The following is a 14,833-nucleotide window of genomic DNA, read 5'->3' as shown; positions in this document are numbered from 1 at the left end:
AGGTTTTTTTCTAACTTACTAAGACTTAGAAATGCTCTTAAAGCCGATTAAAATAATTCTTCGCTGTCTACACTCGATTATATAGCAACCTTTCACGATAATGGCTATACTATATAAAAACCTAATAACGGCTATGTCAAACATTAAAACTAATAGATAATAGGTGAATAAGATGACAATTTTATTTAAGCAAGCTCGCGTCTATCCGGTTGCTTCCCCATTACTACCCTGTGCTGATGTTCTCGTAAAAGACGGTCTTATTCATCAAATATCCCCATCTATACCTGAGGAACCTACAATGACAGTTATTGACGGGAAGGGATATCATCTTTTTCCTGGGTTCATTGATGCTCATACACATTTGGGGCTATATGATGAAGGGACTGGTTGGGCTGGAAATGATGCCAATGAAACGGTAGAAGCTCTAACGCCCCATGTGAGAGCGCTTGATGGTGTTAATCCATTGGACGTTGGCTTTAAAGATGCCATTGCCTTTGGGGTTACCTCCGTTCAAGTTATGCCAGGGAGTGCCAATATTATTGGCGGCTTAACTACTGTTTTGAAAACACATGGAAAAAATGTAGAGAAAATGATTGTAAGAGAAATAGCTGGACTTAAAATTGCCTTAGGCGAAAATCCCAAACGAGTGCATAGTCAATCAAATAATGACTCAATTACCCGAATGGGCATTATGGGATTACTGCGTGAAGCATTCTATGATGCAAGTCGCTCAAATCAAAAAGAGCATCCGCGTATAGCACCTATTATTGCGGCGCTCAATCGTGAAATCCCTGTTAGAATACACGCTCATCGAGCTGATGATATCTTAACAGCCGTTCGCTTTGCCAGGGAATTTAATCTCGATCTCAGAATTGAGCACTGTACAGAAGGACATCTTATTGCCGATGAACTTAGCGGACAAAACATGAAAGTAACAGTAGGACCATCAATGACAAGACGCTCTAAAATCGAACTTAAAAATAAAACATGGGCTACTTATGGAATCTTAAATAGTCATGGGATTGAAGTGTCGATTACAACAGATCATCCGTACGTTCCAATCCAATACTTAAACATTTGTGCTGCACTTGCGGTTAGAGAAGGATTAAGTGAAGAAAAAGCCATTGAAGGCATTACCCTTAATCCCGCAAAAAGTCTTGGCGTTGACCATCGAATTGGCAGCATTGAAGTCGGAAAAGATGCCGACTTAGTACTCTGGTCCAACCATCCTTTTCAGTATGATGCTCGCCCTCTTTTAACCATGATTAACGGGGAAATTATTCGCTAAATTACTATGGTTTTCCTGTCACGTAGAGGCTTACAAAAAGTTTACATTTTACAGAGAAAAATACGCGAAAAACTAGTATCTTTTTTTGAATAAATCGAGTATGATACTTTTGTAATTAAAATAAAATGAACTAACAACTTCATATCTGAATATGGGAAGGCAATTGGTGCGCCACCAGCAATGACTGGTCCTAGTGGGTTCGATTCCCACCCCGAATAATAATTCAACATACTATTATTCGAGGGTGGGGATTCGTCTGCCCTCGACAGGAGGGAAACTCATGATTAAACATCGTGACCTGTCGGAATGTCATGTGCTATTTGACTTGATGGTTGACCCAGCTGTCTTCCCATTCGTGCGTCATAAAGCAAGCTCTTACGATGAATATTTGTTCTTAACCAAACAACTCATTGAAGCTGAGGAACAGGGGGAGCTTGTTTCTCGAACCATTCTAGATGAATGGGGTAATCCAATCGGTACGATTAATTTATATGATATTGAACAAGAAACCGGATTTCTCGGCACCTGGATCGGCACCTCTTATCACGGTAAAGGGTACAATCAACTTGCAAAAGAAGCCTTTTTCAACGAGTTGTTTTTTGATAAGCAAATCAAAACCATTTTTATGAGAATCAACAAGGAAAACACGCGGTCGCAAAAAGCAGCTGAAAAAATTCCTTATGTTGAAAAAGCCAATGACAAATGGCCAGAAGTTTATCATAAAATCAATTCTGGAGAAAAGTCATATCATTTATATGAAATCGAACGCGACAACTACCATCTTCATGTAATGCGTAAAGGACTAGAGTCTGTTGAAGTTCAAATGGAAGCATAAGTTCCTTACAAAGGAACTTTTTTTCATTTCACTTTGGTTAGAATAGTTTGCGAACGCTCCTTGTCCACATGTGCATAGAACTTTTTTTGATGGCAATGCTAGTACCATCTTAAAGAAGAGAGGGATTATTGTGGATAAACGGAAAGGTAGAGATAACAAAGAATCGAAAATGACGTTAACCAAAACACAAGATGTACTTTTTGGCCGTGAATTTAAACGCGCTGACAGGGCTGGTCATAAGTAAATATGAATAATTAACTGATAAAAAGCCATCCTAATGAGTGGAGAGAACCTCTCCAAACACATTTACAGGAGCTGATTAAGATGGCAAAACGTCCAAATTATTCAGAAGGTAAACAAAAACGTCAGGCTAAAAACCCAATTCCATCAGCACAAAACGAAGATGTAGAATTCGCAAGTGAATTCGATTCAGCTGATGCGAAAGCAGCAGAAAGAGCACGAGCAGCAGATCAGCGTAACAAGAAAAACAAATAACAAAAAAAGGGACCAGTGCGGTCCCTTTTCAAATTCAGAACAAAAATGCAATTCTGAAGTTAACAACATGTTATCCACATGCTGTTAATATTGTGGACAACATTTCATAATCCTCGCCACAACGGGAAAATTTATTAACATCTAAAACTGTTGATAAAATCTACATTTTTTGTGGATAATGTTGATAAATTTGTTAGTAACGCTTGTAAACTCTCTTCAACGTGTGCATAACTCTGTGGAAATTGTTGATGACTACTTTCGCTTTTCAGTCGAAACGACGCCACTGACGATTTTAGCGCTGTTTTTTCTTGAAAACCGATACCACTTCTACATGAGAGGTTTGTGGGAACATATCAACTGGTTGCAATTGCTCTAGCTTATACCCTTTTTTCATCAAGTAGCTGGCATCTTTGGCCAAAGTAGAAGGATTACACGATACATAAACAATGCGATCTGCTTCAGCTTTCACCATAGTAGCTAATAAAGTATCATCACAACCTGTTCTAGGTGGATCCACCACGATAACATTTGGCTTAAACCCTTCTTTTATCCATTTCGGTACAACTTCTTCTGCTTTTCCAACATCATAAGTCATTTTTGACTCATACCCGTGTCTTCGAGCATTCTCCCTTGCATCATCAATTGACTCTTTGATGACATCCATTCCTCTTACTTCTTTGGCTTCCTCAGCAAGCCAAAGACCAATTGTACCCACTCCACAATAAGCATCAATAACATTTTCGTTACCAGTAAGATCAGCGGCATTTTTCACTTCATCATATAGTTTTACGGTTTGAAGTGGATTAAGCTGGAAGAAAGCACGAGCAGATAATTCGAAATTCAAATCACCTAATGACTCTTGAATCACTTCTTCTCCTTCTAATAAAAGGGTTTTCTCACCAAATATTAGAGAAGTTCGTTTCCCATTTACATTTTGAATAACGGATCTAACTTCTGGCAGTCTTTTCTTAATTTCTTTCATTAACAATTCTTTTCTAGGAATCGTTTCTTCTGAAGTAACAAGAACAAGTTGAATTTGACCGGTTTCAAACCCCACTCTTGTCACAATGGTCCGAACAAGACCATTTCGCTTCTTTTCATGATAAATTGAAATGTTTAAATCTTGTAGAATGTTTACAACCTGACGTGTAACGCGATTTGTTTCAGGATGTTGAACGAGGCAATTTGTCAGTTCAACTAGTTCATGAGAACCCGCGCCGTATAACCCTGCAATGACCTTTCCTTTTTGCTTTCTAACCTGCAGCTGGCTCTTGTTTCGATAATTCCATGGATCTTCCATTCCGATAACGGGTTTTATAGTTAAATCGTTTTCACCTAATTTTGCATGCCGCTCAAACGACTGAATCACGATATCACGCTTCTCACGTAATTGAGCCTGATAACTCATATGTTGCAACTGACATCCACCACATTCTTCATAAACAGGACATGGAGGAGTAACACGATCGTTCGACTTTTTACGAAGCCGTTTTACTTTGGCTACTGCTCGGTTAGGGAAAACTTTTGTCACTTCAGCTGTAATTTCTTCCCCAGGCAGTGCTCCTGGTACAAAAACAACCGTTCTCTTAAAGAATCCTACACCTTCCCCGTTTATGCCTAATCGCTTAATTGTTAAAGGAATGGTTTGACCGTTCGTAAGTCCTGTCCCTTTCACCTTTTTGTTATCCAACAAAATCTCTCCTTCTATTTAACCGCTTAAGCTTTCCCATAAATACATGGAAACATAGCTCGAATACGGTGACCACTTCTTTCTATAAGCCTGTACTTCTTCTTTTGACGGCTTCGTTGGTAGCTGATACCACTTCATGAGGGCATTTTGAATGCCTACATCACCTGCTGGCAAAATATCCTTTCTTCCTAATCCAAAAAGAAGGACACATTCAACTGTCCACGGGCCAACACCTCTGATTGGAAGCAACTCATCATACACTTCCTTATTCGTTTGTGCATAGAGCTTCTCTAAATCAAGATCGCCTGACAGCATCTTTTCGGCAATTCCAATCACGTATTCCGCTTTTCTTTTACTAAATTGTAGTTCTCGTAACTCATCTACCTTAAGCTTGCTTACAACCTCGGGGTTAGGATAAAACCATACGTCATCCATTTTAGTACCATAACGCGTCACAAAGCGATACATTAGTGTATAAGCAAACTTCATATTAAGCTGCTGATGAACAATATTCTTTAGTAAAGCACTGTACACATCAGGCTCACAAATAATAGGCATACCTATATAATCGTCGACTAATGAATGAAGATCTGTTTTTCTTAATGTTGAAGAGATACTAGGCGTATCCATTTGAAAGTCAAAGATTTGGTTAATGCGAGTAACAGCTTCGTCTCTTTTGCTAACATCTTTTCCACTTATCTCAAAGCAAGGGTGTTCGTCTGTTCCAATAAACTGAACAGAATAAACATCTTTTTCTTGTTGTATGATTAACGGAACTTTAAGGATTTGATTATGATCATCCACACACTGAAGCGGATCTAAGTTTAATCTTCGGAAAAGTCGATTCACATTGTACGGTTTTTGAGGAAATATTTTCTCAGCCCACACGATACCGCCCCCTTCATCATGTCCTGTATATTATCGCAAATACCACACTTGATTACTAGTTGTACATTGAAGTAGATCTCTCTTCCAAACCACATGCAAAAGACTGCCATCTCTGGCAGTCTTTCTTAAGGCATAGTCGGCAGTTTTTCCTTCAAAACAAGATCATCAAGACTCTTAAACGTATAGCCCTCTTTCTTTAGATCTTGGATAACCTTTTCAAGAGCTTCTGCGTTATCTTTTGAAACGGTATGAAGTAGCATGATGGCGCCGGGATGCACCTGTTTCATGATGGAGTCATACGCATACTGACTACCTTTTTGCTTATTCGTTTCCCAATCTTTATAAGCGAGTGACCAGAAGATGTTATGGTATCCTTCTTCATGAGAAATTGCGAGTGATCTTTCGCTAAAAACCCCACGCGGCGGTCGTAAATATTGCATCGTCTCGTCTCCCGTTAAACGAGCATATTCCTCTTTAACCTTACGTAACTCAGTCCTTATTTTATCATCAGAAATCGCCGTCATATCTGGATGGCTCCAAGAATGATTTCCAACAAGATGCCCCTCTTTCACCATTCGCTTCACAAGATCGGGTTGATCTCTCAAGTAATGTCCCGTTACAAAGAAAGTTGCAGGTACTTCTTCTTTTCTTAGAACGTCTAAGATTTCATCTGTATAACCATTTTCATACCCGTTATCAAACGTCATATATAGCTCTTTTTTCTCTGACTGACCAATAAAATAACTATCATACGGTTTTAGCATTTCTTGAAATTCAGGTTCTGTCGTAGCGGGTGCATGATTTTTACTACGTTTAAAATACCAATCATGCGATTCATTATCGATCGCATGTGCTCCAGTCATCGTGCCCACAAATAGAACAATTGTTAATAAAGCTATCCTCATCTAACCCCTCCTTCTCTACCCTCCTATTTAGTGTGTGAAGTTTGATCTGCTTTCTATCCGCAATACCTTACAACTCTCTCAGGTAATTATCCCCAATCTGAAAAGGATTGTCCTTTTTCGTAAAAATAACCAGCATTTCTGCTGGTTACTGCCGAGTATTAAATTCAAAACTTAAATAATCCTGAACAGGTATCCATGCCCCAATTCCCTGCTGTGTTACATTTCGTACTTCCAATTTCATTTTGCTTCCTTTTAACACAAGATACACTTCACCATAGGTTACTTTGCCTTTCTCATTCACTGCAGGTACAAAACTTGTCAGTGTCCCATAATGCTTTGCACCAACGTTATAAACATTCCCTTTTTTCGTATCTTTCCCAATCATTGTTTGAAAAGAAAGAGATAGCTTCGTTTTTTCAGAAGCTTTCATCATCATCATTTTCTTTACATCTTCACTGTCAGGAATTGAGGCAGTTAGGCCGCCGTTTACTTTTTTCTCTTCTTCTTGACGGTATGTCATTTGAACTGGACCAGTTCCACCTCTATTGTCTACTCGGTTCACATTCGCCTGCTTATATTGCCAATTAACATTTGTCTCAGCAGAGTCATAATTCAGTGCCCACTTGCCGAGATAGATGCTCGCACGATAGCCAATCGCAAGCTTAGATGGTGAAATTGAGGAGTCATTTAATATCTGAATTAGCTCAGGATTTTCGATACGAACCTTAGCGGAGCCAGTCAACTCTTTTGTTAGCTCACTCGGCTGTAAAGTCGGTAAATCTTGGGCTGGGTTCGGGTATGTGTTCTCCTTTGAAATATTGACCGTCGAATCTGGAACTTGTAGCGATTGATTATTTCCTGCTTTCTTCCCCTCGGCAGCTAAGGAATTTAGTGGCGAGATAAAGGTTAAAAGTAGGATAATTAAGGCTAATTTCTTCATTTTAATTCTCCTTTGTTGGCAACTGTTCATTACGAATGATTCAGACTCATATCCGTATTTTTTTCTAGAAACCTTTCTTTTATCCAACAAAGTGAGATATTTAAAGCCTTAGATGTCATTAATGTTTAAACATCCATCCTATATGAAAAAAATGAACGCTTAAGCGTTCATTTTTTCAAAAGTAGGATAGAAAAACTGTACAAGTGGACCAATACCAAATGTAATAGCCAGGGTACCGATTCCGATCGGCCCTCCTAAAATAACAGCAGCAACTAGGGCAATCAGCTCACCAATTGTTTTTGAAGTTCGGATGCTTAGACCTGTTTTGTGATGAATCGCAAGCATTAACCCATCAATCGGAATAACGGCAAATTTCGCTTGAAGATAAATTGCGATTCCAAGTCCTACCAAGATCATTCCAATTGCAAAAACAGCGTATGCTATGAAAACATCCGAAATCGTCCAATCTGCAAATAATGTTAATAACCAAAAATCAATGAATAAACCTGTAACAATAATTGTAATGAGTGCAAAGAAATCCGGCCACGCTCTCATTAGAATTGCGTTTACAATAATCAAGATCACCCCAACAATAATGACCCAACTGCCAACTGTAAATCCGATTGTTTCCGATAATCCAACATTAAGGGCATCCCAGGCCCCCGCACCAATATCTGATTTGATGGTTAATGTTATTCCAGCTGTTAATACGAATAACCCAACTACATAGAACAAAAAGCGCTTCATTTTCAATGATGGCATCCTCTCTTTATCTGCATAGACTCCATTGTCCATTGTAACGCAGGAAACAGTTAAAAGACGATACTTTCCTTGAGCATTTAACCATTCTTTTTTTGAGGGACTTTGTCATCACTTGTCTCTTGATTACCTTCAAACAAATCAATTTCACGCCATTTCCCATAACGGTAATATGCAATCGCGAATAGACTTGAGATGATAAAGCTTACTCCTATTCCATATGCAATCCCCTCTGCGCCTAACCATTTTGAGAAAAGGTAAGTAAGCGGTACACGAAGGACCCAGAACGAAATAATATTAAGTACGAGCACTTGAACCATCGCACCTGCTGCTTTCACAACGCCGTTTAAAACAAAGTTAATGCCAAGAAACGGATAGAAAAAGGCAACCGTTTTTAAGTAGTTTTCACCAAAAGCAATGGTCTCCGGATCGTTAATGAACAGGCGAATCATTGATTCAGCAGAAAAGAAGATAATGGCGCTAATGGTAAGAGAAACGGAAAGAATTAAAATAATCCCATTTTTAGAGATCGCAGAGACTCTACCCCATTTCCCAGAGCCAATATTTTGTCCAGCCATGCTGTTCACCGCTGCTCCAAGTGTAAAAGCCGGTAACATAATAATGCGATCAAGTCTTTGTGCTGCTCCAAATCCTGCAACTACTTGCGTACCAAAGCTCGCTACAATTCCCATAATCGCTGTTACTCCTGCAGATACAGTCATCATTTGCAATCCTGCTGGTATACCTAGCTTGGAAATACGCTTAATTTCTTTTGAGTCAGGAAGATGCGGAATTGTAAATGGAATTTTAGACTTCCATACTGAATAAATCACGCCATACAAAAAGGCAGCACCTTGTGAAAGAATTGTCGCATAAGCTGCCCCTTCAATTCCCCAATTAAAATAAGAAATGAAAAGAGGGTCCAATACGGTATTTAATATAACAGCAAACAGTACAAAGCGAATCGGAGTTTTGCTATCCCCAAGCGCCCGTAAAACTGTCCCAATAAAGTTATAGCCAAATAAGAACAAAATACCGAGAAAATTAATTCGTAAGTACACTTTCGTACTCTCAAATATTTCATCAGGCGTTCCTAAAAATTTTAGAATGGGATCAGTAAAAATAAATCCAATAATGCCAAAAAGAACCGAGAGAATCGTTAAAGCTACAACAAATGCATTTAGCGACTCAATGAGTCCGTTTTGATCAGAGGCTCCCTTCCTCTGAGACAATACGGTTAACGTCGCACTATTCACCCCGATAATGAATGAGAGAACAGTAAAAATCACCGGAGCTGCAATAGAAATCGCTCCAAGAGCATTTGCCCCGAGTAAGTTCCCCACCCAAATGCTATCGATAAATTGATACGACGTTTGGAGTAAATTTGTTAAGAATATAGGTAACGAAAAAAAGACCATTTGTTTCGCAATATTTCCTTCAGTAAAGTCGTGTGTTTTGTTCATCTGATACCCTTCTTACTTAACGTTTTAGAATCTCACTTTGGTATACCCTTAGTATCGGTTTGAAAAACGATCGAATGCGCCACAATGACTTGTAGGAAATAATGGCATATTCAGGTGTTTTAGAATTTGAGAATAGAGGAAGATTAAGACTAGAGTTAAATTCGAAAGGAGAATTTGTAATGTCAATGTCTCAATCAGAAATTAAAAATAAGGTTTTAAGCATTTTCGATTCTCACTATGTAGGTACGCTAAGTACAGTGAAGGATAATAAGCCACATTCACGATTTATGACTTTCTTCAATGACGAGTTAACGCTCATGACACCAACAAGTAAGGAAACACATAAGGTGGAAGACATCGAACAAAATAAGAATGTGCATGTCCTACTTGGTTACGATGGCGAAGGATGGCATGATCGCTTTGTAGAAGTACAGGGGCAGGTTACCATCGATGATTCCAAAGAAACGAAGGAAAAATTATGGGGGGATCAACTGAAACGCTGGTTTGATTCACCTGAAGATCCTAACTACATCGTTCTTAAAATCAAACCGGATACAATCCGCCTCATGAACGAGGGAGAAAACACTCCAGAAACGCTAGAATTGTAGAGCAGAAACGAAAGAAGGGACACGCTCGTGTCCCTTCTTTCGTTTCTTATTCAGCTACAATTTCATAGGATTCTTCCAGTTCAATACTGCCAATAACAGATTGCGCCATAGAGCAATGTTTTTTCGTTAATTCAAGCGCTCTTCCAACCTTTTGATCGTCAAGATCACCATATAATGTAAAGTGAAGGTGAATTTTTTCAACGCGATTCGCTTCTTCTTTATTGCGTGTAACATCAGCCTTTATTTTAATATCGTCATATTTCATTCGCTTTTTATCAAGAATCTGTCGTAGCACACCACCGCTGCAAACTGCTACAGACGAGACAAGCAGCTGGTAAGGTCGAAAGCCAAACTGTTCATCTCCAGATATGTGAAGTGTCCCATACTCAAAATCAGCTGTAAAACCTGTTTCTTCTTTTTTCATGTTAAATTCCAACATGCCCACTCCTCGTTACTAGACGTTGCTCTTATTTTAAATCAGGAAATGAAAAATTGCGAATGGTAGCCCTTTTCTTTCCATTCTATTATAATGGCACTGATAAGAATTTCCTTTTTTGGCCAGATGGAGTGTGAACAGTTTGTTTGAATCAAAACGATATCGTTTCCTAATTTTAATTTCGATTGTCTTTATTTCAGGGTACTCTCAAGGTATGCTACTTCCATTATTATCTATTCTTCTTGAAGAAGCAGGCGTTTCGTCAAGTATGAATGGGTTAAATGCTTCTGCTCTTTATATCGGAATTTTATTTGCTTCACCATTTATCGAAAAACCCGTGCGCAAATACGGGTACAAACCTGCCATTGCTGTTGGACTTTTTCTTGTTATCGTTTCAATTACGTTGATTCCTATCTGGCAAGCTTTCTGGTTCTGGTTTATTTTAAGAGTAATTGTAGGAATTGGTGATAACCTTCTACACTTTGCCACACAGCTCTGGATTACAACAACAACTCCAAAAGAAAAACGGGGAAGGAACATTGCAATATACGGCTCTGCTTTTGGGCTAGGGTTTGCAGCAGGACCACTTTCTACGATTTTAGTTGAATATTCCTTGTATCTTCCATTCTTACTTGCTTCAGGAATTGCTTGCGTTACCTGGCTGTTACTATCGAAAATTAAAAATGAGTTCCCCGATCCATTAACACATGGCTCTGAACGGGTTCTCTCTAAATATGCTCACGTATTAAAAATCGGCTGGGCAGCCCTATTACCTTCGTTCGGATACGGTTTCCTCGAAGCATCCCTTCATGGGAATTTTCCCGTTTATGCGCTTCGAGCAGGATTAGACGTAAAAGCTGTTTCGATTCTACTTCCCTCATTTGTTGTAGGAAGTCTGGTGTTTCAAATGCCACTTGGGATTATTAGTGATAAATTCGGACGTAAAAACATCCTACTTATTAGTATTCTGATTGGCTGGGTTTGTTTTTCAAGTGCGATCTTTACAACATCCATCCCGTTGCTATTTACACTATTCTTCCTAGCCGGAATGATGGTTGGATCACTTTTTTCCTTGAGCATCACTTACCTAGCCGACCTTCTCCCCACTAGTCTTCTGCCGACGGGAAACATTTTAGCAGGCATTTTCTTTGGTCTTGGCAGCATTCTCGGACCGTTTCTTGGTGGAGTTTTTATCGATTGGTTTGCTACGGGAAGCATCTTCTATGCGATTAGCGGTATGTTGCTAACTTTATTTATTGCAACGGCTGTTCATAAAAATCCTGAGCCAATGAGACAATATTCTACTTCGTGAGTAAAGAAACGTTTTTATAGCCATTTTAATACTATATGGAATGAACCCTTTTCATTGACTTATGATGGATATGTACTATAATAATAACTGTGATTATCTGATAATGATTATAATTAATTCCGAATAAAGGAGTCGATAGAGAATGAAACTACGCGAAGAAATGCCTGAATTAGAAGGCGCTACACAATGGTTTAACGGAGAAGTTAAGAAAAGTGATCTTGTTGGCAACAAGCCACTTACACTTGTTCACTTCTGGTCGATTAGCTGCGGCCTATGTAAAGAAGCAATGCCAATGGTAAATGAATTTCGTGACGAGTATAGTGAAGACATGAATGTTGTAGCCGTTCATATGCCCCGTTCTGAGAAGGATCTTGATCTAGACGAAATCAAAAAGGTTGCCGATCAGCATGATATTAGTCAACCAATCTTTGTCGATAGCGACCACAAACTAACAGATGCATTCGACAATCAATATGTCCCTGCTTATTACGTATTTGATTCAGAAGGCAAACTGCGCCATTTCCAGGCAGGTGGAGAAGGACGTAAAATGCTTACGAAACGAATTACAAAACTTCTTGATAAAGCAAAAAAAGAAGACTAAGCTAAGAATCACGAAAGAGGCAGCGAATTCGCTGCCTCTTTCTATTTTCTCTTTATTATTTTCTGATAGATGATAAGAACGAAATGATAAGCCCCATAACCTACAAGCGCTCCGAGGGCATTTAAGAGAATATCGTCTATATCAAAAATACGGTGAGCCACGAAGTACTGAAGTAATTCAATAACCGTGCTCGTTAAAAATCCGATGATTCCAATGATAAGGAAAGATTTCCCCTTTTTACTGACTAGTGGCATCAAAAACCCTAGCGGCATAAAAAGCAAAATGTTCCCGATGATATTCTTTAAGATAAGCCAATAACTTCCGCTTTCCCACATAAGCTTAATGCTATCAAATAGAACAAGGTTAACGGATTTCCCATACGGATAATAATTATAAATAAACAACGTTGCATAGAAAAGTGCAAGTAAGTAGATACCTAATGCGAAGGATCCGCCTCTTTTTACCCACTTTTGCGTTGACACACCTTCATTCTGAGTCTGCATAATCTCTGTCTCTCCCTATTCTTCAGATGCCTTATGGGCTGTCTATATGCTATAGTATTCTATACAAAATATGTTCATGTAATAAAATTGAGGTGGAAAAATGCCGAGCTCCAAAGAAAATGTCTTATTGCAACTATCTTCAGACCTGAATAACTATAACATTCCTTATTTTTTCATAAACGAAACAGCACTTTGGCTTCAAGGTGCAGTGGATGCACCTCATTCTATAGCCGTTTCGGTTCAATGGGATGCTTTTGAGTCCGTACTTGAGGAATTCAACCTAAAATACGGCATTGCAACACCAGAACACAAGGCTGATATTTCTTATGCTGTCTATCCGATTGCTAATACATCTGTTCGAATAGAATGCACATATAACACGGTCATCCGAACGAACCCTTACTTAGTTTATGTTGATTTTAAAGAAAAAAGCGTCCCTTGCCTTTCACTTTACTACTATCAGCAGATTCCAGAGTGGCGTATGACTGTTGAAGCACACCTAAATAATGTTCAAGATAGCGTGACAGAACAAAACAAAAAATCTTGGAATCAACAAACATATGAAGCTTTATTAAATCGTTTCGGTACTCCGGAAGAAGCAGCAATAAAGTTAAAAGAAAATCCAACTTCACGAATGAAATCATTATTGCCTTATCTTCCTGCACTGCAAGGAAAGAAAGTAGCCAATCTAATGGGTTCACACGGTATGAAAGCAACAGCGATGAGTCTTATGGGAGCCGATGCAACGGTGATTGATTTTTCATATGAAAATGAACGTTACGCCAAGGAAGTAGCCACTAAATGTGGTATTGACCTCACATATATTGTAGCTGATATTTTAAAGATGGATCATCATCAAGACGGAGAATTTGATGTCATTGTAATGGAGCTAGGAATCCTACATTATTTCCTTGATCTTCATCCATTGTTTAAAGTAGTGTCTCGCCTCCTGAAAAGCGGCGGCACGTTTGTCCTTCAGGATTTCCATCCCATTTCTACAAAGCTTATTACATCTAAAGGTAAGAAGCATAAAGTGGATGGTAACTATTTTGATCCTACAATTCACAAAACTGTAGTCGCATATGAAAAGCATCTAACAAACGAAAAGGAAGACAGTGTGGTCTTGCAGCGGAAATGGACGCTCGGTGAAATTCTAACGAGCATGGCAGATGAGGACTTAATTATTAAACAAGTATCAGAGGAACCAAATATCAAGCTTCATGATCGAGGTATCCCAAAGATCTTTACTGTTAAAGCAACGAAACAACCTTATTAAATCAACAAAAGCACCCGAATGGGTGCTTTTCTCGTTAGGAAACAAGCGACTCAATGACTTCGTCATCTCGTTTATCAGAATAATTTTTTCCGACTACGATTGACTCTTTGTTCATTAACTCATTCAATTCACTAGCTTCTTCTTTTTCACCAGCTACGTATATTCTTTCCCACTGACGATTTTTCGCTTTTTTATCAAGTTTCGCCGCCATTGACTTATACCATCTTTCACGATTGGCTTTAATGCGATCTTCATAAAGCTCTCGCTGGGCTGTACTACCGTTTCCAGAAATATTCTCATTTCCAGTAGTTCCTTCGTAGATTTTCCAGTTGTCTTCGTCAGGATCCCAAGCATACTCTTCACTTTTTGTTAGAAAACCAAGCTCTGTTTCAAGAATACGTACATAATCATGATGAACAAGAATGATTCCTGTGTTCGGATAGTCACTTTTCAACTTCTCTAGCGCTTCAAGTTGAGGTTCTTCTTCCCAATATAAATTTGTTTCAACTGGTACCTGTGTGCGCTCCACAAACCATATTTGGTCGTCTGAGGAAGCAATAATAACAAGACCACGCTTTAAATCATTTTCGATGCGATTGAGCTCATCTTGAACTTTTTCTTTTACTTTTTCGTATTTTTCAAGCTCTTCTTTATTATCACTTTGTTTTAAGTAATCTTCAAAGTTACGAAAGCCGTTTTTTAGCTGGATCTTCCATTCGCCATTTTGTCGGTCAGCATCACGACGGTCCGTATTTAAATATAAGGTAAACACTTTATCGGGTTTTTGAACATGAGCATGTTTTAACTGATCTAACTTCTCTTTTAATAACATTT

At 38.8% G+C, this 14,833-nt stretch carries 17 protein-coding genes; 8 read left to right on the top strand and 9 right to left on the bottom strand.

The window, feature by feature from the left end:
* Positions 1-172 precede the first annotated feature (172 nt).
* From ATG70_RS20500 to ATG70_RS22205, 4 genes are all read left to right on the top strand, one after another.
* Positions 173-1,288 (top strand): amidohydrolase, encoded by a 1,116-nt coding sequence (locus tag ATG70_RS20500; RefSeq protein WP_098446296.1) that lies wholly within the window; start codon positions 173-175, stop codon positions 1,286-1,288.
* A 280-nt stretch (positions 1,289-1,568) separates the two neighbouring features.
* Positions 1,569-2,123 carry a GNAT family N-acetyltransferase gene (locus tag ATG70_RS20495; RefSeq protein WP_098446295.1) on the top strand — a complete coding sequence of 185 codons (555 nt, stop codon included), beginning with the start codon at positions 1,569-1,571 and terminating at the stop codon, positions 2,121-2,123.
* A gap of 130 nt (positions 2,124-2,253) precedes the next feature.
* Entirely contained in the window at positions 2,254-2,367 is a 114-nt protein-coding gene (locus ATG70_RS20490) for a YfhE family protein (RefSeq protein WP_098446293.1), read from the top strand.
* Positions 2,368-2,447: 80 nt separating this feature from the next.
* Positions 2,448-2,618: a YfhD family protein gene (locus tag ATG70_RS22205; RefSeq protein WP_205689130.1), complete on the top strand. Its 171-nt coding sequence runs from the start codon at positions 2,448-2,450 to the stop codon at positions 2,616-2,618.
* A 292-nt stretch (positions 2,619-2,910) separates the two neighbouring features.
* Here the strand turns inward: ATG70_RS22205 and rlmD are convergent, their stop codons facing one another.
* From rlmD to ATG70_RS20460, 6 genes are all read right to left on the bottom strand, one after another.
* Positions 2,911-4,311, bottom strand: coding sequence for a 23S rRNA (uracil(1939)-C(5))-methyltransferase RlmD (rlmD, locus tag ATG70_RS20485; protein ID WP_373560796.1), 1,401 nt, complete (start codon positions 4,309-4,311; stop codon positions 2,911-2,913).
* Positions 4,312-4,326: 15 nt separating this feature from the next.
* The gene (locus tag ATG70_RS20480) at positions 4,327-5,196 is read right to left on the bottom strand and encodes a DNA-3-methyladenine glycosylase family protein (RefSeq protein WP_098446292.1); all 870 of its coding nucleotides are present in this window, start codon (positions 5,194-5,196) and stop codon (positions 4,327-4,329) included.
* A gap of 125 nt (positions 5,197-5,321) precedes the next feature.
* A complete protein-coding gene (pdaA, locus tag ATG70_RS20475) occupies positions 5,322-6,101 on the bottom strand; it encodes a delta-lactam-biosynthetic de-N-acetylase (RefSeq protein WP_098446291.1) in 780 nt (259 codons plus the stop codon).
* A 145-nt stretch (positions 6,102-6,246) separates the two neighbouring features.
* Positions 6,247-7,041, bottom strand: a complete 795-nt coding sequence (locus ATG70_RS20470; protein WP_098446290.1) for a YfkD famly protein — start codon at positions 7,039-7,041, stop codon at positions 6,247-6,249.
* A gap of 159 nt (positions 7,042-7,200) precedes the next feature.
* Positions 7,201-7,788: a YczE/YyaS/YitT family protein gene (locus ATG70_RS20465; protein ID WP_098446627.1), complete on the bottom strand. Its 588-nt coding sequence runs from the start codon at positions 7,786-7,788 to the stop codon at positions 7,201-7,203.
* 92 nt (positions 7,789-7,880) lie between these two features.
* Positions 7,881-9,263, bottom strand: coding sequence for an MATE family efflux transporter (locus ATG70_RS20460; protein ID WP_098446289.1), 1,383 nt, complete (start codon positions 9,261-9,263; stop codon positions 7,881-7,883).
* Positions 9,264-9,448: 185 nt separating this feature from the next.
* Here ATG70_RS20460 and ATG70_RS20455 point away from each other — a divergent pair, with 185 nt between their 5' ends.
* Positions 9,449-9,871 carry a pyridoxamine 5'-phosphate oxidase family protein gene (locus tag ATG70_RS20455; RefSeq protein WP_098446626.1) on the top strand — a complete coding sequence of 141 codons (423 nt, stop codon included), beginning with the start codon at positions 9,449-9,451 and terminating at the stop codon, positions 9,869-9,871.
* Positions 9,872-9,917: 46 nt separating this feature from the next.
* Here the strand turns inward: ATG70_RS20455 and ATG70_RS20450 are convergent, their stop codons facing one another.
* Entirely contained in the window at positions 9,918-10,307 is a 390-nt protein-coding gene (locus ATG70_RS20450) for an OsmC family protein (protein ID WP_179886354.1), read from the bottom strand.
* A gap of 133 nt (positions 10,308-10,440) precedes the next feature.
* Here ATG70_RS20450 and ATG70_RS20445 point away from each other — a divergent pair, with 133 nt between their 5' ends.
* Positions 10,441-11,619: an MFS transporter gene (locus ATG70_RS20445; RefSeq protein ID WP_373560806.1), complete on the top strand. Its 1,179-nt coding sequence runs from the start codon at positions 10,441-10,443 to the stop codon at positions 11,617-11,619.
* Positions 11,620-11,761: 142 nt separating this feature from the next.
* Positions 11,762-12,220 carry a TlpA family protein disulfide reductase gene (locus ATG70_RS20440; protein WP_098446285.1) on the top strand — a complete coding sequence of 153 codons (459 nt, stop codon included), beginning with the start codon at positions 11,762-11,764 and terminating at the stop codon, positions 12,218-12,220.
* Positions 12,221-12,261: 41 nt separating this feature from the next.
* On the opposite strand, the gene ATG70_RS20435 is transcribed toward ATG70_RS20440, so the two are convergent.
* Positions 12,262-12,723, bottom strand: coding sequence for a VanZ family protein (locus ATG70_RS20435; protein ID WP_098446284.1), 462 nt, complete (start codon positions 12,721-12,723; stop codon positions 12,262-12,264).
* 100 nt (positions 12,724-12,823) lie between these two features.
* On the opposite strand from ATG70_RS20435, the gene ATG70_RS20430 reads away from it, so the two are divergent.
* The gene (locus ATG70_RS20430) at positions 12,824-13,999 is read left to right on the top strand and encodes a class I SAM-dependent methyltransferase (protein WP_257147823.1); all 1,176 of its coding nucleotides are present in this window, start codon (positions 12,824-12,826) and stop codon (positions 13,997-13,999) included.
* Positions 14,000-14,033: 34 nt separating this feature from the next.
* Here ATG70_RS20430 and ATG70_RS20425 read toward each other — a convergent pair whose 3' ends face one another.
* The gene (locus ATG70_RS20425; RefSeq protein WP_098446283.1) at positions 14,034-14,831 is read right to left on the bottom strand and encodes a VLRF1 family aeRF1-type release factor; all 798 of its coding nucleotides are present in this window, start codon (positions 14,829-14,831) and stop codon (positions 14,034-14,036) included.
* Positions 14,832-14,833: the final 2 nt, after the last annotated feature.

The organism is Bacillus sp. es.036 (assembly GCF_002563635.1).
GTDB lineage: Bacteria > Bacillota > Bacilli > Bacillales > Guptibacillaceae > Guptibacillus.
The sequence above is the reverse complement of the archived record's forward strand: the minus strand, read 5'-3'. Positions and strand labels throughout refer to the sequence as shown.

Excerpts from the sequence above, each read along its gene's own strand:
- ATG70_RS20455 (WP_098446626.1), top strand. The coding sequence starts at position 9,449 with ATGTCTCAATCAGAAATTAAAAATAAGGTTTTAAGCATTTTCGATTCT.
- ATG70_RS20425 (WP_098446283.1), bottom strand. The coding sequence starts at position 14,831 with ATGTTATTAAAAGAGAAGTTAGATCAGTTAAAACATGCTCATGTTCAA.
- pdaA (WP_098446291.1), bottom strand. The coding sequence starts at position 6,101 with ATGAGGATAGCTTTATTAACAATTGTTCTATTTGTGGGCACGATGACT.
- ATG70_RS20470 (WP_098446290.1), bottom strand. The coding sequence starts at position 7,041 with ATGAAGAAATTAGCCTTAATTATCCTACTTTTAACCTTTATCTCGCCA.
- ATG70_RS20460 (WP_098446289.1), bottom strand. The coding sequence starts at position 9,263 with ATGAACAAAACACACGACTTTACTGAAGGAAATATTGCGAAACAAATG.
- ATG70_RS20435 (WP_098446284.1), bottom strand. The coding sequence starts at position 12,723 with ATGCAGACTCAGAATGAAGGTGTGTCAACGCAAAAGTGGGTAAAAAGA.
- ATG70_RS20500 (WP_098446296.1), top strand. The coding sequence starts at position 173 with ATGACAATTTTATTTAAGCAAGCTCGCGTCTATCCGGTTGCTTCCCCA.
- ATG70_RS20495 (WP_098446295.1), top strand. The coding sequence starts at position 1,569 with ATGATTAAACATCGTGACCTGTCGGAATGTCATGTGCTATTTGACTTG.
- ATG70_RS22205 (WP_205689130.1), top strand. The coding sequence starts at position 2,448 with ATGGCAAAACGTCCAAATTATTCAGAAGGTAAACAAAAACGTCAGGCT.
- ATG70_RS20430 (WP_257147823.1), top strand. The coding sequence starts at position 12,824 with ATGCCGAGCTCCAAAGAAAATGTCTTATTGCAACTATCTTCAGACCTG.
- ATG70_RS20465 (WP_098446627.1), bottom strand. The coding sequence starts at position 7,788 with ATGAAGCGCTTTTTGTTCTATGTAGTTGGGTTATTCGTATTAACAGCT.
- ATG70_RS20440 (WP_098446285.1), top strand. The coding sequence starts at position 11,762 with ATGAAACTACGCGAAGAAATGCCTGAATTAGAAGGCGCTACACAATGG.